At 74.3% G+C, this 18,608-nt stretch carries 17 protein-coding genes; all 17 read left to right on the forward strand.

Annotated elements, in window-relative coordinates:
* The first annotated feature begins 6 nt into the window (after window positions 1-6).
* The 17 genes from SM450_RS23585 (at window position 7) to SM450_RS23665 (ending at window position 18,509) form a co-directional block, all read left to right on the forward strand.
* Window positions 7-1,884, forward strand: coding sequence for a glycosyltransferase family 2 protein (locus SM450_RS23585; protein ID WP_474621942.1), 1,878 nt, complete (start codon window positions 7-9; stop codon window positions 1,882-1,884).
* Window positions 1,878-3,041: a glycoside hydrolase family 26 protein gene (locus SM450_RS23590; protein WP_474621943.1), complete on the forward strand. Its 1,164-nt coding sequence runs from the start codon at window positions 1,878-1,880 to the stop codon at window positions 3,039-3,041. The genes SM450_RS23585 and SM450_RS23590 overlap by 7 nt, the downstream gene beginning before the upstream one ends.
* A gap of 126 nt (window positions 3,042-3,167) precedes the next feature.
* Complete coding sequence (locus SM450_RS23595) at window positions 3,168-5,444, forward strand: FAD-dependent monooxygenase (RefSeq protein WP_474621944.1); 2,277 nt, start codon at window positions 3,168-3,170, stop codon at window positions 5,442-5,444.
* Window positions 5,445-5,467: 23 nt separating this feature from the next.
* Window positions 5,468-5,761, forward strand: a complete 294-nt coding sequence (locus SM450_RS23600; protein ID WP_474621945.1) for a putative quinol monooxygenase — start codon at window positions 5,468-5,470, stop codon at window positions 5,759-5,761.
* A complete protein-coding gene (locus SM450_RS23605; RefSeq protein ID WP_474621946.1) occupies window positions 5,758-7,023 on the forward strand; it encodes a cytochrome P450 family protein in 1,266 nt (421 codons plus the stop codon). Before SM450_RS23600 ends, SM450_RS23605 begins: the two co-directional genes overlap by 4 nt.
* Complete coding sequence (locus SM450_RS23610; RefSeq protein WP_474621947.1) at window positions 7,005-7,670, forward strand: TcmI family type II polyketide cyclase; 666 nt, start codon at window positions 7,005-7,007, stop codon at window positions 7,668-7,670. Before SM450_RS23605 ends, SM450_RS23610 begins: the two co-directional genes overlap by 19 nt.
* Before the next feature lie 103 nt (window positions 7,671-7,773).
* Window positions 7,774-10,074 carry a pectinesterase family protein gene (locus tag SM450_RS23615; RefSeq protein ID WP_474621948.1) on the forward strand — a complete coding sequence of 767 codons (2,301 nt, stop codon included), beginning with the start codon at window positions 7,774-7,776 and terminating at the stop codon, window positions 10,072-10,074.
* Between the two features lie 137 nt (window positions 10,075-10,211).
* Window positions 10,212-10,589 (forward strand): DUF1622 domain-containing protein, encoded by a 378-nt coding sequence (locus SM450_RS23620; RefSeq protein WP_474621949.1) that lies wholly within the window; start codon window positions 10,212-10,214, stop codon window positions 10,587-10,589.
* Between the two features lie 97 nt (window positions 10,590-10,686).
* Window positions 10,687-10,965 (forward strand): hypothetical protein, encoded by a 279-nt coding sequence (locus tag SM450_RS23625; protein ID WP_474621950.1) that lies wholly within the window; start codon window positions 10,687-10,689, stop codon window positions 10,963-10,965.
* 94 nt (window positions 10,966-11,059) lie between these two features.
* On the forward strand, window positions 11,060-12,037 hold the full coding sequence (locus SM450_RS23630; RefSeq protein WP_474621951.1) for a zinc-dependent alcohol dehydrogenase: 978 nt from the start codon (window positions 11,060-11,062) through the stop codon (window positions 12,035-12,037).
* Window positions 12,038-12,039: 2 nt separating this feature from the next.
* The gene (locus tag SM450_RS23635) at window positions 12,040-12,438 is read left to right on the forward strand and encodes a 6-pyruvoyl trahydropterin synthase family protein (RefSeq protein ID WP_281588754.1); all 399 of its coding nucleotides are present in this window, start codon (window positions 12,040-12,042) and stop codon (window positions 12,436-12,438) included.
* A gap of 4 nt (window positions 12,439-12,442) precedes the next feature.
* The gene (locus SM450_RS23640) at window positions 12,443-13,480 is read left to right on the forward strand and encodes a glycosyltransferase family 4 protein (protein WP_474621952.1); all 1,038 of its coding nucleotides are present in this window, start codon (window positions 12,443-12,445) and stop codon (window positions 13,478-13,480) included.
* Entirely contained in the window at window positions 13,477-14,283 is an 807-nt protein-coding gene (locus tag SM450_RS23645) for a small ribosomal subunit Rsm22 family protein (protein ID WP_474621953.1), read from the forward strand. The genes SM450_RS23640 and SM450_RS23645 overlap by 4 nt, the downstream gene beginning before the upstream one ends.
* 120 nt (window positions 14,284-14,403) lie before the next feature.
* Window positions 14,404-15,339, forward strand: coding sequence for a lysylphosphatidylglycerol synthase transmembrane domain-containing protein (locus SM450_RS23650; RefSeq protein WP_474621961.1), 936 nt, complete (start codon window positions 14,404-14,406; stop codon window positions 15,337-15,339).
* 68 nt (window positions 15,340-15,407) lie between these two features.
* On the forward strand, window positions 15,408-16,037 hold the full coding sequence (locus tag SM450_RS23655; protein ID WP_474621954.1) for a GTP cyclohydrolase II: 630 nt from the start codon (window positions 15,408-15,410) through the stop codon (window positions 16,035-16,037).
* Window positions 16,034-16,723 (forward strand): RibD family protein, encoded by a 690-nt coding sequence (locus SM450_RS23660; protein WP_474621955.1) that lies wholly within the window; start codon window positions 16,034-16,036, stop codon window positions 16,721-16,723. Before SM450_RS23655 ends, SM450_RS23660 begins: the two co-directional genes overlap by 4 nt.
* Before the next feature lie 106 nt (window positions 16,724-16,829).
* Window positions 16,830-18,509: an extracellular solute-binding protein gene (locus SM450_RS23665; protein ID WP_474621956.1), complete on the forward strand. Its 1,680-nt coding sequence runs from the start codon at window positions 16,830-16,832 to the stop codon at window positions 18,507-18,509.
* The last annotated feature ends 99 nt before the right edge of the window (window positions 18,510-18,608 follow it).

Here is an 18,608-nt window from a genome sequence, read left to right on the forward strand (position 1 = left end):
CAGACCATGGGGGAAACGTTGGCCGTCGCCGCCGATACACGCCTGTCCCGCGCCACGGCGCCGAGGGCACCGGCGACGCCGCCGGTCCGTCCGCCGCTGGCCGCGCCGCCCGCACCGGACGGCCGGCCGGTGCCGGAGCGCCGGCAGCGCAACATCCGGGCCCGCCTCGCGTACGCGCGCTGCGGCGCCGTGGCCGGGCCGCTGCGCCCGCCCCGCCACCCCGACGCTGCGGTCGAACTGCGCCCGGCTGCCTCGGTCGCCGCGCGGCTGGTGCTGACCCTGCTGGTGTTCGTCAACAGCGCGGCCGGCCTGCTCTTCGTCGGCTGGCTGCTGCTGCCGCGGCACGTGCCCGGCCCGGGGGTGATCGGGCTCGGCGGCTGGTCGACGGTCGCCGCCCGGCTCGCGTTCTGCGTCGTCGTCGGCGTCGAGCTGATCCGGCTGGCGCAGAACGTGGTGGTGTGGGTGTTCGCCTTCCACGCCAAGGATCCGGTGCCCGTCGATCCGCCGGTCGGCCTGCGGGTGGCCCTGCTCACCACAATCGTGCCGAGCAAGGAGCCGCTCGACGTCGCGGAGCGCACGCTGCGCCGGCTCCGGGAGATCGTCTACTGCGGACAGGTGGACGTGTGGATCCTCGACGAGGGTGACGACCCCGGGGTGCGGGCGATGGCGGCGCGGCTGGGCGTCCGCCACTTCAGCCGCCGGGGGCGGCCGGAGTACAACCAGCCGCGCGGCGAGTTCCGGGCCCGGACCAAGTCCGGCAACCACAACGCCTGGCGGGCCGAGCACGAGCACCACTACGACGTGGTGGCGAACGTCGACCCGGACCACGTGCCGCTGCCGCACTTCCTGGAACGCACGCTCGGCTACTTCCGCGACCCCGACGTGGCGTTCGTGGTGACACCGCAGGTGTACGGCAACATGCACCAGAACTTCGTCGCCCACGGCGCCTCGGTGCAGCAGTACCTCTACAACGGCCTGATCGCCCGGGGCGGCAACGGGCTGGACGCGCCGCTGCTCACCGGCACCGGCCACCTCTACCGGCCGGCGGCCTGGCGGACCATCGGCGGCTACCAGGATTCGATCATCGAGGACCACCTGACGAGCATCCGGATCCACGCGGCCGTCAACCCGGCCACCGGCCGCCTGTGGAAGGGCGTCTACACCCCGGACGTGGTGGCGCTGGGGGAGGGCCCGACCTCCTGGGCCGACTACTTCAACCAGCAGCGGCGCTGGGCGGCCGGCATCTGCGAGATCCTGCTCCGGCGGGAGCTGCGGGCCCCGCGCGAGCTGCCGTCGCGCCGTCGCTGGCAGTACCGCCTGCTCCAGTTCTACTACCCGAGCGTCGCGGTCAGTCTGCTGCTGGGCAACGCCGCCACCGCGCTGTACCTGCTCACCGGCGTCGAGGCGGGCCGGCTCGACCCGCGGGTGTGGGCGACCCTGTGGGGGGCGACGATCGGCACCTGGTTCCTGCTCTGGCTCTGGCTGCGCCGCTTCAACATCGCGCCGCACGAGCGGGAGGAGGTGGGCATGGTCGGCATGGCTCTGGCGTTGTTCGCCGGGCCGGTCTACCTGGCCGCCGCGGTGGGCGCGGTGCTGCGCCGCCGGCTCGGCTTCGTGGTCACCGCCAAGGGGACGCTGCGCACCACGGAGTCGCCGCGCACCTTCCGGCTGCACCTGTGCTGGGCGGGCGCGTCCGCCGGTCTGCTCGCGGCGAGCTTCGCGTTCGACCACAGCCACCCGCTGCTGCGGGTGTGGCCGGCGCTGACGCTTGTCACAGGTCTCGCCCCACCGCTGATCGCCTGGGTGGAGAACGTCCGCTCCGGTCGGGACGACCCGCCGGCGCCGGCGTCGCCCGCGCCGACCGCCGGTGCGGCGCCGTGCTGAGGCTGAGCGTGCCCCGGGTGGGCCTGGCGCTTGTCGGCGCGCTGCTGCTGGCGTACGCCTTCGTGGTGGCGCCCGGCGTGTGGCGCGGCCCGGGCGCGGACGCCCCGGACCGGCGCGCCGGCGGAACCGCGCCGGGGGCGGTGGCGACGGCCGACGCCCCGGCGGCGGCCACGGCCGGTCCCGGCGGCGTGTTTCCGCCGGCCGGCCGGGCGTTCGTCGGGGTGATGACCGACAAGGGGCCGTACGACCTGACCGCCGTGGACCGGTTCGCCGACGCCGCCGGGCGGGCGCCGCAGGTGATGCTCTTCAGCGCCGGCTGGGCGTCCGCCGCCTTCGACCGGAGCCTGTTCGACCGGATCGCCGAGCGGAACATGATGCCGATGCTGGGCTGGGAGCCGTGGGACCACGCGGTGGACATCGCGGCCCGGGACACCGGGCTGCCGGCCCGCCAGGTCGACCGGCTCCGCTCCAGCCAGCCGGACTACCGGCTGGCCCGCATCGCCGCCGGTGACTTCGACGGCTACCTGCGGTCCTGGGCCGAGGGCGTGCGGTCGCTCGGCTATCCGGTGGCGATCCGGTTCGCGCACGAGATGAACGGCGACTGGTACCCGTGGTGCGAGCGGGCCAACGGCAACCACCCGGGCGACTACGTGCGCGCCTGGCGGCACGTGCACGACGTCTTCACCGGGGCCGGGGCGACGAACGTGACCTGGGTGTGGAGCCCGAACGCCAGATGGGACAAGACCACCGCCGGGCTGACCGGGCTCTACCCGGGCGACGACTACGTCGACTGGGTCGGCGTCACCGGCTACTACGGCATGGGCGCGTTCACCAAGTCGTACTCCACCTTCGACCAGATCTTCGGACCGACCATCGCCGAGATCCGCGCCGTGACGCGCCGGCCGCTCGTCGTCACCGAGACCGGCGCCTCGGACACCGGCGGGCGCAAGGCCCGGTGGATCCGGGACACGTTCGACGCGCTGCCCCGCTATCCGGACCTGATCGGGTTGATCTGGTTCGAGGTGGACAAGGAACAGGACTGGCGCGTCGCCGGCTCGCCGGACGCGGCGGCGGCGTTCGCCGAGTCGGTCGCGGCCGACCGGTACGACGTGACCTGGTCGGCGGCGATGCGCCCGCGGACCGTTGTGGACGAGTAGGCGTGGTCATCGGCCGTCCCGGTGGCGTCACCGCTCGGCGACACCCCCCACCGCGCCGGTGACGACCTGGTGACGCGGCCTGCGGCAGGGTCGCGGCACGAGGACGGCACGGCGCGAGGGGGCGGCATGATCAGGACGATGCTCCGGTTGCGGGCGCGTCCCGGCTGCGAGCCCGCGATCGGGCCGGCCTGGGAGGGCGTGGTCGGGCAGCTCCGCGGCCTCACCGGCGGCCTCCGGCACGAGCTGCTCCGCGACGCCCTGGACCCGCACGGCTTCGTCGTGGTCACCGAGTGGACCGACGAGGCGGCGCTGCGCGCGTACCGGGAGGGGGCGGTGGCGGCACGCCTGGCCGACCTGCTCCGGCCGCTCACCGAGCCGGCCGGGCCGCCGGACTACCCGCTGCTGGCCGAGACGGAGGAGGGCACCGGCCCGGTCTACGTGGACGTGGAGCTGACCGTGCCGTGCGCCCGCCTCGCCGAGTTCCACCGCGGCTACCCCGAGGTGGTGCGGCGGATGGCGGCCGTGCCCGGCTACCGGCGCGAGCAACTGCTCCGCGAACCCGGCACGGACACGCACCACATCCTCGCCGAGTGGGACGGCGCGGCCGAGTTCCTCGACTGGATCGCCGACCCGGCCCACGCCTCGGCGCAGGCCGGCCCGATCGCACCGTTCCTGCTGGACATCCGACGCCGCCTCTTCCACGTCGTGTCCGACGGCGGCGGCCGACACCACACCACGGTCAGGGAGGCCGACGTGCAGAGGACAACTGACGTACTCGTCGTCGGGGCGGGGCCCACCGGGCTGACCGCCGCCGTCGAGCTGGCCCGCCGCGGCGTCGGCTGCCAGGTGATCGACCGGCTGGCGACCCCGCCCGGCCAGGCCGACAAGGCGATCGGCGTGCACTGCCGCACCATGGAGATCTGGGAGGAGCAGGGCGTCGTCCGGGAGGCGATGGACGCCGGCATCTGGCTCACCGGCAACATGGTCTTCGTCAACGGCGCGCAGACCCACCGGATGAGCTGGGAGCTGCCCGGCCTGCCCTACGCCCACCTGGGCCTGCCGCAGTACGAGACCGAGCGGATCCTCACCGCCCGGCTCGCCACGCTCGGGGTGCGTCCGCGACGCGGCGCCGAGCTTGTCGACTTCACCCAGGACGCCGACGGCGTGACCGCCACCGTCCGCACCGCCGACGGCGCCACCGAGACGGTACGGGCGGCGTACCTCGTCGGCTGCGACGGCGCGCACAGCCGGGTCCGCGAGCGGCTCGGGCTCACCTTCACCGGCGGGCTGGGCCGCTTCCCGCAACTGTTCATGCTCGTCGACGTCGACGTGGACTGGGACATGCCGGACGGGCACCTGCTGCGGTTCCTGCACACCACCGACGGGCAGATGGACGGGATGCTCGTCTGCGTGCCGCTGCGCGGCGAGCACCGCTACCGCATCGCCACCCTGGCCCCGCCCCGGTTCTTCGCCCAGACCGGCGGGCAGGACGCGCCGCCCGGGTTCAGCGAGGAACTCGGCTCCCCGACCCTCGACGACGTGCAGGCCGCCCTCGACCGCCTCGCGCCGCCCGGCACCCGGGCGTCGAACCTGCGCTGGTCGTCGGTGTTCCGGATCAGCCACGGCATCGTCGACCGCTACCGCCACGGCCGGGTCTTCGTCGCCGGCGACGCCGCCCACCTGCACCCGCCGGCCGGCGGGCAGGGCATGAACACCGGCATCCAGGACGCCTGGAACCTGGCCTGGAAGCTGGCCCTGGCGGTGCGCGGGCTCGCCGCGCCGGGGCTGCTGGACAGCTACGAGGCCGAGCGACGGCCGGAGGGCGAGGAGATCGTCGGCCGCGCGGTGCGGCTGGCGGGCACCGAGGAACTGGACCGCGCCGACCTGGAACGGCAGTTCCGCCAGGAGATGTCGCTGCTGCTCAGTTACGCCGGCAGCCCGCTGGTCGGGGAGACCGTCGCCGACCCGGCGGCGCTCGCCGACGCGCCCCGACCCGGCGACCGCGCGCCGGACGTCGAGGGCCTGCGCCGGCGCGGCGTCGGCCATCCGCTGCGGCTACGGGACCTCACCCGGGGCACCCGGCACACCCTGCTGCTCTACGCCGACGCCACGGCCGGCGCGGCGGAGCTGGCCGGTCTCGCCGACCTCTGCGCCGACGCGCGGCGGCAGGCCGGCGGGGAACTCGACGCGTACCTGCTGCTCGACCCGGACGTCGGCGGGCCGGGCCCGGCCGACCCGCCGGTGCTGCGCGACGGCGACCGTCGGTTCCGGGCCGGGTACGGCCTGGCCGGCACCGGGCTCTACCTGATCCGCCCGGACGGGCACGTCGGCTTCCGGGGCGCCCCGGTCGACGCCGACGCGCTCCGCAAGCACCTGGGCCTGGTGTTCGGCGGCGCCAGGTGAGCCGGATCCGCACGGTCCTGGCGATGCGCACCCGCGAGGGCTGCGCGGAACGCTTCGAGGCCGAGTGGCGCACCGCCGCCGAGGAGATCCGCACCCTGGACGGCTGCCTGCACCAGGACCTGGTCCGCGACGCCGACGACCCGCGCAGCTATCTGATCATCAGCGACTGGGCGGACCGGGAACGGTTGGACGCGTTCGGCCGCAGCGCGCACCGCGACCGGCTGCTGCGCGTGGTCCGCGAGCTGCGCGAGTCCGCCCAGCGGCACACCTACCAGGTGCTGCACAGCGTGACCGGCGAACCGGGGGAGGCCCGATGACCGAGGATGTGGTGCCCGCCGCCGAGCTGTACACGGACGCGTTCGCGGCCGACCCCTACCCGACCCTCGCCCGGCTGCGCGCCCAGCGGCCGGTCTGCCCGGTCGGCTCGCCACGCTTCGACTCCTGGCTCATCACCCGGTTCGACGACGCGCGGGCGGCGCTCACCGACCCGCGCCTGTCCAAGGACCTCTACGGGCCCGACCAGCACTACCTGCGGATCTTCGGCCCGAACTCGGAGGGGTTGAACCGCAACATGCTCAACTCCGACCCGCCCGAGCACACCCGGCTGCGCCGGGTCGTGTCGCAGGCGTTCGCGCCGCGCCGGATCGAGGCGCTGCGCCCCCGGGTGGCCACGATCGTGGACCACCTCATCGACAAGATGATTCCGCAGGGCGAGGCGGACCTGATGCGCGACTTCGCCATCCCGCTGCCGATGACTGTCATCTGCGAGCTGCTCGGCGTGCCGCCGGCCGACCACGACCGGGTGCTCGACTGGACCCAGGTCATCCGCACCTCCGGCTCGACCAGCCGGCCGCCCGCCGAGGAACGGGCCGCGGTGCAGGAGGCCCAGCTACGGCTGCACCACTACCTGGCCGACCTGGTCCGGGCCAAGCGCGACGACCCGGCCGACGACATCATCGGCGCGCTCGTCGACGCGGTCGACCGGGACCGGACGCTGTCCGAGGCGGAGCTGGTGACCACCACGTTCCTGTTGCTGTTCGCCGGGCACCAGACCACCGCCGACTTCCTCGGCAACGCGGTGCTGGCGCTGCTCACCCACCCGGAACAGCTCGACCTGCTGCGCACCACGCCGCGCCTGCTGCCCACCGCGATCGAGGAACTGCTGCGGTTCGACGGCCCGCTGCCGGTGGCCAGCCCGCGCATCGCCACCGAGGACGTCGACTACCAGGGGGTACGCATCCCGCGCGGGTCGATCGTCGGGGTGGCGATCAACGCGGCCAACCACGACCCGGCCCACTTCACCGATCCCGACCGGCTCGACCTGCGCCGGGTCCGGGGACCGCACCTGGGCTTCGGCCACGGCGTGCACTACTGCCTGGGCGTCTCGCTGGCCCGGATGGAGGCGCTGCTCGCGCTCTCCGCGCTGCTGCGCCGGCTGCCCGGGCTGCGCCTCGCCGTGCCGCTCGCCGAGGTGCGCCGGCTGCCCGCCGCCTCGCCGTTCCGCGGCCTGCTGGAACTGCCTGTCACCTTCTCCGTCCAGCACTCACCCAAGGAGCAGTCATGGTCTTCCGAAACGTGATCGTCTGCCACATGGTCCCCGGCAGCGACGAGACCGTCGGCGCCGTCTTCGGCCACTACGACCAGGTCACCCGCCCGCAGGACCTCGGGGTGATCGGGCGCTACCTGCTGTCCCACCACGACCTCTACCTGCACGTGATCGAGCGGGAGCAGGACCCGCGGATCTCCGGGCAGACCCGCGGGCTGCCCGCGTTCCAGAAGATCGCCGAGGAGATCGGCCCGTACGTGACGCCGTACCCACGCTACTGGAAGAACCCGTCGGACTCGGTGGCGAAGGAGTTCTACCACTGGGCGCCGGCCGGCGAGCCGCCGGCGGACACCACGCTCACCGTGATCGTCGGGCGGATCAAGCCGGGCGCCGAACCGGACGTGGCCCGGGTGTTCGGCGAGTCCGACGCCGGGTCGCTCCCGCTCGACCTGGGCGTCACCGGCCGCTGGCTCTACTCGATCGACGACGTCTACGTCCACCTGCTCGAACAGGAGACGTCGGCCGCCGAGGCCACCCGCGACCAGCATGCCGACAAGCCGGCCTTCGGCAAGGTGATGCAGGATCTCGGCCCGTACGTCGAGCCGTACCGGCCGGACCTCTGCCACGGCCCGCAGGACCAGGTGGCGACCGTCTTCTACCGCTGGCGCGCCCAGGACTGAGCGTCGCCGGAGGTTTACACGCCGGTAACGGTGTGTCAGCCTCGTGGGCGCGCTCCCACGTCGCCGGTGGTCGGCATCCGGGGGAGCCGGAGGGCGGTGCGCCGTGACGGCGCCGGTGGACGTCGAGCTGGTGACGGCCGCGCGCCGGGGCGACCGGAGCGCGCTCGCCGCGCTGCTCGCCGCGCACCTGTCGCTCGTGTACAACGTGGTCGGACGCGCGCTCGCCGGGCACGCGGACGTCGACGACGTGGCGCAGGAGGTCATGCTGCGGGTGGTCGAGCGGCTGCCCGCGCTTCGCGACCCGGAACGCTTCCGGGCCTGGCTTGTCACCATCGCCATCCGACAGGTCCGGGAACACGCCCGCCGGCGGGCCGCGTCCCGGCAGGTGCCGCTGGATCCGTCCGCGGAGCCGCCGGACCCGGCCGCGGACGTGGCCGGCGCGGCGCTGGCCGGGGTAAGCCGGGACGCCGAGCGGCGGGATGTGCGCTCCGCCGTCGAGTGGCTCGGGCCCGACGACCGCGAGGTGCTCGCCCTGTGGTGGCGGGAACTCAACGGCGAGCTGAACCGCGCCGACCTGGCCGAGGCGCTGGCGGTCGGCCCGGCGCACGCGGCGGTCCGGATCCAGCGGATGCGCAGCCGCCTGGCGCAGGCGTACACCGTGCTTGGCGCGTGGTGGGCCACGCCGCGCTGCCCGGGGTTGGCCCACGCCGCGCGGGGCTGGGACGGTGCGCTCGCCCCGATCTGGCGCAAGCGGCTGGGCCGGCACGTGCTCGCCTGCCCGCGCTGCCTCGCGGCCGGCCGGGACAGGTGCCGGCATCGGCGCCGACCTGACCGCCTCCTGGGAGATCCGCGGAAAACCGTTGCCCCGGTCGCGGCGGCCCGTCTGTGTGCTGACGGGCCGCCGGGCAGCACCCGTTCCGGGCACCGCTCCCTGCCGCGAGGGCCGCCGCCAGCGATGGCGGTGCCGGTGGGGGCGACACACCGCATCCGCACCGACCCCGGGAGAACCGTGAGACTTCTCGTCCGACGACAGACGGCGGCCGTGCTCGCCGTCCTCGTCACCACCGCCATCGCCGCCGTGGGCGTCGCCACCGCCCGCCCGTCCCAGGCCGCCGCGGGCTGCCAGATCGACTACCGGGTCACCGCGCAGTGGTCCGGCGGCTTCAGCGCCGCCATCACCATCCGTAACCTCGGTGACACGCTCACCGGCTGGCGTCTCGGCTGGACGTTCCCGGCCGGGCAGACCGTCGCGCAGGCGTGGGGCTTCACCGCCAGTTCATCAGGCGCGGCAGTGGTCGCCACAAACGTCGACTGGAACGCGACGATCGCCGCCGGCGCGAGTGTCGAGGTCGGCTTCAACGGCACGTCGAGCGGCACCACCAACCCGAGCCCGACCGCGTTCACGCTCAACGGCGTGGCCTGCGGCGGCGGGTCCACGCCGACCGCCACCCCGACGTCCAGGCCGACCACAGCGCCGCCGACCACTCCGCCGCCGACCACGCCGCCGCCGGCCGGCAAGCCGACGGTGGCCGCGGACGGCAGCGGCAGCTACCGCACCGTGCAGGAGGCGGTGGACGCGGTGCCGGCGAACAACACCACCCGCCGGGTCATCACCATCAAGCCCGGCACCTACCGGCAGGTCGTGCGCGTGCCGGCGAACAAGCCGAACGTCACCTTCCAGGGCCTCGGCTCGTCCCCGTCGAACACGGTGCTCGTGTTCAACAACTCGGCCACCAGCAGCGGCACCTTCGCCAGCGCCAGCGTGTTCGTCGACGGCGCGAACTTCGTCGCGGAGAACCTGACCATCGCCAACGACTACGTCGAGAACAACACGACAGTCGACCAGCAGGCCGTCGCGCTGCACCTCAACGCCGACCGGGCCGTGCTGCGCAACGTCCGGCTCCTCGGTGACCAGGACACCTTCCTGGCAAACGTGCGCGCCCGCGCCTACGTGGTCGACTCCTACATCGAGGGCACCGTCGACTTCATCTTCGGCGACGGCACCGTCGTCATCCACGCCTCCACCATCCACGAGAAGCGTTCCACAGGCGCCCCCATCACCGCCGCCCGAACCGACCCCGCCAAGCCCTACGGCTTCCTGATCTACCGGTCCACCGTCACCGGCACCGGCACCGGCACCAACAACACCACGCTCGGCCGCCCCTGGGGGCAGGGCGCCCAGGTGCTCTACCGCGAATCCACCCTCAGCAACACCGTCAAGACCAGCCAGCCATGGACCGACATGAGCGGCAACACCTGGCAGAACGCCCGTTTCTCCGAATATCGCAACACCGGCCCCGGCGCGACAGTCAACGGCAACCGCCCCCAGTTGAGCGACGCCCAGGCCGCCAACTACACCCCGCAGAAGTACCTGGCCGGCACCGACGGCTGGAACCCGATGTAACACCGCGTGAGGTCGGCGGCCGGGACGGCGGGCGGGTCACCTCCCCGCGGTCCCGGCCGATCGTCCGCCACGGGCAAACCGGCCCGGCGACGGCGCCTGATGCGCGAGGCTGAGACCGGGGCGTACGGGGGTGTCGGATGCCGACCAAGCAGATCATCCAGCACATCGGGGCGCTGCTGGACCTGGCCGGGGTGCTTGTCATCGGGGTCGGCGTCGCGGTCGCCACGGTGGTGTACGCGGTGCGCTGCGCCCGGACCCGGGAGGTGGTGACGCACTACCGGGCGTATCGGCAGGGGGTGGGGCGGGCCATCCTGCTCGGCCTGGAGTTCCTGGTCGGCGGCGACATCATCCGCACCGTCGCGGTGTCGCCCACCTTCACGAGCGTCGGCGTGCTGGCGCTGATCGTGCTGGTCCGGACGTTCCTCAGCTTCTCGCTCGAGGTCGAGTTGGACGGTCGCTGGCCCTGGCAGGGCAAGCCGCCGGGGGGAAGCGCGTCGGGGGCGGCCCGGACGTGACATTGCTTGCTGGCGGGCACAGTTCCGCAGGTGAGAGGTTTGATCCCGACTCTCCGGGTCACTGATACCGGGAGTGACGACGGAGAGGGGAACACCGGTGCCCGACACGATCCGGACCAGGTCCAGTCAGGACGCCGCGCTGCCGTACGGCGTCACCGACCCGTTGCTGTGGCGGGCCGCGTACGACGTGGCCGCGAACCACCGGCCCGACGCCGAGGGCCGGTGCTCCAGCCTGCTCTGCGCGGGCCGGCCGGCGCCCTGCGAGCCGCTTGACTCGGCCCGCCGGGCGATGCGACTGGCCGGGGACACCGGCCGCCGCTCCGGCCGCGACGGGTCGACCGGCCGCGCGGTCGGGGAGCGGCGGCGGGCCGCCTGAACCGCCCGCCGGCCGTGCGGTTCGAACCATGGACGTCCCGCTCCCGTGTTTATGATCGACAACTCGACCGGAATGCGGGACATGAGGAGGGTTCGTGACCGTCGACGCCCACGCCTTCTGGCTCCGCGCCCCCGGCGAGGGTGAGATCCGGCCGGTCCGACTCGCCCCGCCCGGCCCCGGCGAGGTGCTGGTCCGCACCCGGTTCTCCGGGGTCAGCCGGGGCACCGAGACGCTCGTCTTCGCCGGCCGGGTCCCGGCCGACCAGCACGCCGCCATGCGCGCCCCCTTCCAGGAGGGCGACTTCCCGGCGCCGGTGAAGTACGGCTACCTCAGCGTCGGCACGGTCGAGGCCGGCGACGAGCGGCTGCGCGGCCGTACCGTGTTCTGCCTGTACCCGCACCAGAGCGCGTACGTGGTCCCGGCCGACGCCGTGGTGGTCGTGCCGGACGGCGTGCCGGCGGAGCGCGCCGTGCTGGCCGGCACCGTGGAGACCGCGGTGAACGCGCTCTGGGACGCCGCGCCGCTGGTCGGCGACCGGGTCACCGTGATCGGCGGCGGAATGGTCGGGTGCGGGGTGACCGCCCTGTTGGCCCGGTTCCCCGGCGTACGGGTCGAGCTTGTCGACGCCGACCCGGCCCGGGCCGCGGTGGCCGAGGCGCTCGGGGTCGACTTCGCCTCGCCCGCCGACGCCGCCGGCGACCGCGACCTGGTGGTGCACGCCAGCGCCAGCGCCGCCGGGCTGCAACGCGGCCTGGAGCTGCTCCGCCCGGAGGGCACCGTGCTGGAGCTGAGCTGGTACGGCGACCGCCCGGTCACCCTCGCGCTCGGCGGCGCGTTCCACTCCCGGCGGCTCGGCATCCGCAGCAGCCAGGTCGGCACCGTGTCGCCCCGGCGTGCCGACCGCAGCTATGCCGACCGGCTCGCCCTCGCCCTGGACCTGCTGGTCGATCCGGCGTTCGACGCGCTGCTCACCGGCCGGTCCCGCTTCACCGACCTGCCCGACGTGCTGGACCGGCTCGCCTCGGGCGAGCTGCCGGCGCTCTGTCATCTCATCACCTACGGCGAGGAGTGATCGTGTTCAGCGTGACCGTCCGGGACCACATGATGGTGGCCCACAGTTTCCGCGGCGAGGTGTTCGGCCCGGCCCAGAAGCTGCACGGCGCGACCTTCGTCGTCGACGCCACGTTCCGCCGGCCGGAGCTGGACGCGGACGGGGTGGTGGTCGACATCGGGCTGGCCACCGAGCAGCTCAAGGCCGTGCTGGGCGAGCTGACCTACCGCAACCTGGACGACGAGCCGGCCTTCGCCGGGGTGAACACCACCACCGAGGTGCTGGCCCGCACCGTCGCCGACCGGCTCGCCGACGCGACGCACGCCGGCCGGCTGGGGGAGGGGGCGCGGGGCCTGGCCGGGATCACCGTCACCCTGCACGAGTCGCACGTCGCGTGGGCGAGCTACGAGCGCTCGCTGTGACCGGATGACCGCCGTCCACGTGGTGCTGCCGGGCGACATCGACGACCCGGCGAACCCCAGCGGCGGCAACGCCTACGACCGCCACGCCTGCCAGGGGCTGGCCGCGCTCGGCTGGGCCGTGCGCGAGCACCAGGTGCCGGGTGGGTGGCCGCATCCGGGCGAGCCGGAACGGACCGCGCTCGCCGGTCTGCTCGGCGCGCTTCCCGACGGCGCGACGGTGCTGCTCGACGGCCTGGTCGCCTCGACCGTGCCGGACGTGCTCGCCCCGCACGCCGCCCGGCTGCGCCTGGTGGTGCTCGTGCACCTGCCGATCGAGGACGAGGCCGAGCGGCGGGCGCTCGCGGCGGTGACCGCGGTGGTGACCACGAGCGAGTGGACCCGCCGCCGGCTGCTGGAGCGCTGTCCGCTCGCCCCCGAACGGGTGACTGTCGCCCCGCCCGGGGTCGACCCGGCGCCGCTCGCCCCCGGCACGCCCGGCGGGGGCCGGCTGCTCTGCGTCGCGGCGGTCACCCCGATCAAGGGGCACGACCTGCTGGCCGCCGCGCTCGCCGAGGTCGCGGACCTGGACTGGACCTGCGACTTGATCGGGCCGCTCGACCGGGACCCGGCGTTCGTGGACCGACTGCGCCGGCGGCTCACCGCCACCGGACTGACCGGCCGGGTCCGGTTGGCCGGCCCGCGCGCCGGAGCGGATCTGGCCGACGCGTACGCCGCCGCCGATCTGCTGGTCCTGGCCTCCCGGCGGGAGACCTACGGCATGGTGGTGACCGAGGCCCTGGCCCGGGGCGTACCGGTGCTTGCGGGCGACACCGGCGGCCTGCCGGCCACCCTCGGGCGCGCCCCCGGCGGCGACCGGCCCGGCCTGCTGGTGCCGCCGGACGACGCGGGCGCCGCCGCCGGCGCGCTGCGCCGCTGGCTCACCGACCCCGGCCTGCGGGACCGGCTGCGTCGCGCGGCCCGGCAGCGGCGGGACACCCTCACCGGCTGGCCGGTCACCGTGGACCGGCTGGCGACGGCGCTGAAGGAGGCGACCGCGGCATGACCACCTCACTCCCACCCGACTTCGCGGACTGGCTGCGGCTGCGCGAGCCGGCCGACGCCGACGCCCGCTCGGCCGAGCTGGTCGACGCGGTCCGCGACCGGCTCCCCGCCGACCGGCCGCTCGTCGTGCACGACCTGGGCAGCGGCACCGGTTCGATGGCCCGCTGGCTGGCCCCCCGGCTGCCCGGCCCGCAGCGCTGGGTGCTGCACGAGCGCGACCGCGACCTGCTGGCGCTTGCCGGCGGTGGGCTCACCGCCGCCGACGGCGCGCCGGTGACGGTGACCACCCGGGGCTCGGACATCACCCGGCTGACCGCGACCGACCTGGCCGACGCCCACCTGGTCACCGCCTCGGCGCTGCTGGACATGCTCACCGCCGACGAGATCGACCGGATGGTCACGGCCTGTGCCGGTCACCCGACGCTGTTCGCGCTCAGCGTGTCCGGCCGGGCCGAGTTCACCCCGGCCGACCCGCTCGACGCCGAGCTGGCCGCCGCGTTCAACGCCCACCAGCGGCGCACCGTCGACGGGCGGGCCCTGCTCGGGCCGGACGCGGTGGACGCCACCGTGGCGGCGTTCGGCCGCCACGGCGTCGGGGTGGCGGTGCGGTCCACCCCGTGGCGGCTCGGCCCGGAGCGGGCCGCGCTGACCGCCGAGTGGCTGTCCGGCTGGGTCGACGCGGCCGTCGAGGAACGCCCGCATCTGGCCGGCCCCGCCGCGACGTATAGGAAGTGGCGGCTCGCCGAGGCCGCCGCCGGCCGGGTCGAGGTGGTGCTGCACCACGCCGACCTGCTCGCCGGGTGAACCGAACGGCCCGCCGACACGTGACATCCGGTGGGAACGAGGGAGGACCGTTTGTCACATGTCGCCATCGCCGCGCCCGTACCGGCCCGGCCCCGCCGGGTCCGGGCGCGGCCGGCCCGGATGCTCCCCGCCTGGGTACGCCGGGCCTGGGTGCGTCCGGCCGCCGGGCTGGCCGTGCTCGCCGCGCTCGTCGGGTACGTGGGCACCGGCCCGTTCCTGGCCGGACTGCGGTTGATCGACGCCCCGGCGCTCGCCGCCGCGCTCGGTATCGGCGTGGTCACCACCGTCTGCTGCGCCTGGCGCTGGTCGCTCGTCGCCGGCGGACTGGGCGTACGGCTGCCGATGCGGGCCGCCGTGGCGCACTGCTACCGGGCGATCTTCCTCAACTCCACCCTGCCCGGCGGCGTGCTCGGCGACGTGCACCGGGCGGTGCGGCACGGCCGGGACGCCGGTGACGTGGCCCGGGGCGTCCGGGCCGTGGTGTGGGAGCGCACCGCGGGTCAGGTGGTGCAGGTGGTCATCGCGGTGACCGTGCTCGCCGCGTTCCCGTCCCCGGTCCGCCCCTACCTGCCGGCGCTTGCGGCTGTCCTGGCGGTGGCCGCCGTGGCGCTGGTGCTGGCCGCCCGCGCGGTGCCCCGATCGGGGGCGTCCCGGTCCGCCCGGGTGGCCCGCGCCGCGCTCGCCGACGTCCGCTCCGGGCTGCTGGCCCGGCGCACCTGGGCCGGTGTGGTGATCGCCTCGACCGTGGTGTTCGCCGGTCACCTGGCCACCTTCCTGGTGGCGGCCCGCACCGCGGGGGTGGACGCGCCGCTGTCCCGCCTGCTGCCGCTGACCCTGCTCGCCCTGCTGGCCATGGCGGTGCCGCTGAACGTGGGCGGTTTCGGGCCGCGGGAGGGCGTCGCCGCCTGGGCGTTCGCGGCGGCCGGCCTGACCGCCGCGCAGGGCGTCGCCACCGGCACCGTGTACGGCGCGCTGGTCCTGGTGGCCAGCCTGCCCGGCGCCGTCGTGTTGCTGGCCCGCCGGCTGCCGAGCCGGGAGCCCGGCAACTGTCGGTGATCCCGCATACGGTGAGGGTGCGAGGTGTGCGTCGTCGGGCCCGCCCGGCGACTGAACGGAGGAGAACCATGGACGAGTCCCTGCCCAGCGCGACGATCCGGACCCGGGTCACGGTCCCGCTACGGTTCCCCGACGGATATGTGACCACCGCGCGGGTGCACACGTTCCACGGCCTGGTGGACGGCCGCGAGCACCTGGCGTTCGGGCTGGGTGAGCACGGTGGGGCCAACCCGCCGCTGGTCCGCCCGCACAGCGAGTGCCTCACCGGTGACGTGTTCGGCAGCCAGCGCTGCGACTGCGGCCCGCAGTTGCGCGAGGCGGTCGAGCGGATCGCCGAGGCCGGCGGCTACCTGCTCTACCTGCGCCAGGAGGGGCGGGGCATCGGCCTGTACGCCAAGCTCGACGCGTACGCCCTCCAGGACGACGGCCTCGACACGTACGAGGCGAACCTGGCCCTGGGCCGGGGCGCCGACGAGCGGGACTACACCGTGGCCGCGCAGATGCTCGCCGCGCTGGGCGTGGCCCGGGTGGCCCTGCTCAGCAACAATCCCGACAAGGCCGACCAGATCGAGCGGCTGGGCATCGCCGTGGTCGACCGGGTCACCACAGGCGTGCACCTGTCCCCGGCCAACGCCGACTATCTGGCGGCCAAGGTCACCCGCGCCGACCACGCTCTCGACCTGCCGTTCGTGCCGTGACCACCCGCCCGTACGTGCTGCTGAGCTGCGCGATGTCGATCGACGGTTACATCGACGACGCGACCACCGAGCGGCTGCTGCTCTCCAACGACGACGACCTGGACCGGGTCGACGCGACGCGGGCCGGTTGCGACGCGATCATGGTGGGCGCGGCCACGGTCCGCCGCGACGATCCCCGGCTGCTGGTGCGCAGCGAGCGGCGGCGGGCCGTCCGGGTGGCCCGGGGCCTGCCGCCGTCGCCGGTGAAGGTGACGGTCACCGGCAGCGGCGACCTCGATCCGGGGGCCCGGTTCTTCACCACAGGCGACGGGCTCAAGCTTGTCTACTGCCCGAGCGGGGTGGTGGAGAAGGCCCGGGAGCAGGTGGGCGCCGTGGCCACCGTGGTCGACGCCGGTGAGCCGGCCACCCCGGCCGTGGTGGTCGCCGACCTGGCCGTGCGGGGGATCGGCAGGTTGATGGTCGAGGGCGGCGGCATGATGCACCGCCAGTTCCTCACCGCCGGCCTCGCCGACGAGCTGCACCTGGTGGTCGCGCCGTTCTTCGTGGGGGACGGCCGGGCGCCCCGGTTCGTCGGGGAGGGCCGCTTCCCGTGGCATCCGGGCCGCCGCGCCCGGGTGATCGAGGTACGCCAGATCGGCGACGTGGTGCTCACCCGTTACGCGCTGTCCGACCGCTGTCCGGCCTGACCACAACGCCGCTCCCGGTTCGCTCTTGTGCAAGCTCACGGTCGAAGTTAGTTTGTTGACCATCCATACGAACACTCCACCGTGCATCCCTCCCGAAGGGGGACCGATGAGCGAGCACCACCCCGATCCAGGCTCCTCCCGCCGCCGCTTCCTCGGCCTGGTCGGCCTCGGCGTGGCCGCCACCACCGCCGGGCCGCTGCTCGCCGGCTGCTCCGAGAAGCCCGCCGGCTCCGGCGGCGCCCAGCAGCTCGACGCCGTCTCCGGCCTGCTGCCGACGCACAAGGACCCGACCGGCGCCATCAAGCCCGACATCATCGGCACCCGCCCGGTGCCGGACGGCTACACCAGCTACCCGGCCACCCTGGTCGACGCCATCACCGAGAAGCCGGGCACCAGCGGCAAGCAGGTCACCGCGATGACGCCCGCGTGGGGGCCCGCGCCGACCGGCATCGCGCAGAGCGCCTACCTCCAGGCCGTCAACGCCGAGCTGGGCACGCCTGTCAACTTCACCATCCAGGACGGCATCACCTACGCCGACAAGCTCAACGCGATGCTCAGCGCCCGCGACGTGCCGGAGCTGCTCTGCGTGCCGAGCTGGGAGGTGGAGAAGATCCCGCGCTTCGCCGAGGCGATCAAGGCGCTCTTCGAGGATCTCACCGACCACCTCAAGGGCGACGCCGTGTCCGCGTACCCGATGCTTGCGAGCTTCCCGACCGGGGCCTGGCGCCAGGCGGTGTGGAACGAGCGGCTGGTATCCGTGCCGAACCCCACCGACGGGCCCTTCCCCTGGGCGCTGTTCGCCCGGAAGGATCTGCTCGACGCGCGCGGCCTGGCGCTGCCGGCCAACCTGGACGATCTGCTCTCCGCCGCCAAGCAGGTCACCGACCCGGCCCGCAAGGTGTGGGCGTTCGACGACGTCTTCGCCATGATCCAGATGTTCCACCGGGTGCCCGGCTCCAACCAGGGATGGCGGCTGCGCTCCGACGGGACGCCGGAGTTCAAGTACGAGACCCCGGAGTTCCGCCAGGCGCTCGAGGTGATGGCCAAGATCTACAAGGACGGTCTCGTCCACCCGGACATCGTGGCCAGCCGGGGCGCGGACGCCAAGCAGCTCTTCGCCAAGAACGGCGCGATCGTGTTCAAACAGGACGGCGTCGGCTTCTGGCAGGGCGCCCAGGCCGAGCACCAGAAGACCAACCCCGCGTTGAACATCCAGGCGGTGCCGATCTTCTCCGCCACGGGGGGCGATCCGCTGGTCTGGGGCGAGGACAAGCCGATCTCCTACACCTTCGTCAAGAAGGGCCTCGGCAAGGACCGGGTCCAGGAGCTGCTGCGGATCATCAACTGGTGCTCCGCGCCGCTCGGCAGCCAGGAGGCCCAGCTCCGCGACTTCGGCGTCGAGGGCAAGCACCACACCAAGTCGCCGAACGGGCCGGTCAAGACCGATCTGGCGTTCAAGGAGATCGCGAACCAGTACTTCTTCATCAGCGGTCGAAACCCCACCATCGGGCCGTACCCGGAGACCCCCCGCTACGTGCCGGACGTGCTGAACTACTCCAACCAGATGGTCAAGTTCCTGGAGAAGAACCCCTGGGCCGGGGTCAAGCTGGAGATGCCGGCCGCCCTGAAGGCCAACCAGGTGCCCACCGAGGACAAGTTCACCGACGTCCTGCGCGGCCGGCGTCCGATGAGCGACGTGGACGCCATCGTCACCGAGTGGAAGGCGAACGGCGGGGAGGAAGCCCGCAAGCTGCTCGCCGAGTCGCTGCCCAAGGCGGCCAAGTGAGCGAGCCGGCCGTCGTGGGGGGGGCCCGGCGGGGCCGCCCCCCCCACCCCGCCCCACCCCGACGCGCGGCCCCCCCGCGCCCGGGGGCGCGGGGGCCCC

This window comes from Micromonospora marincola (genome assembly GCF_056150385.1).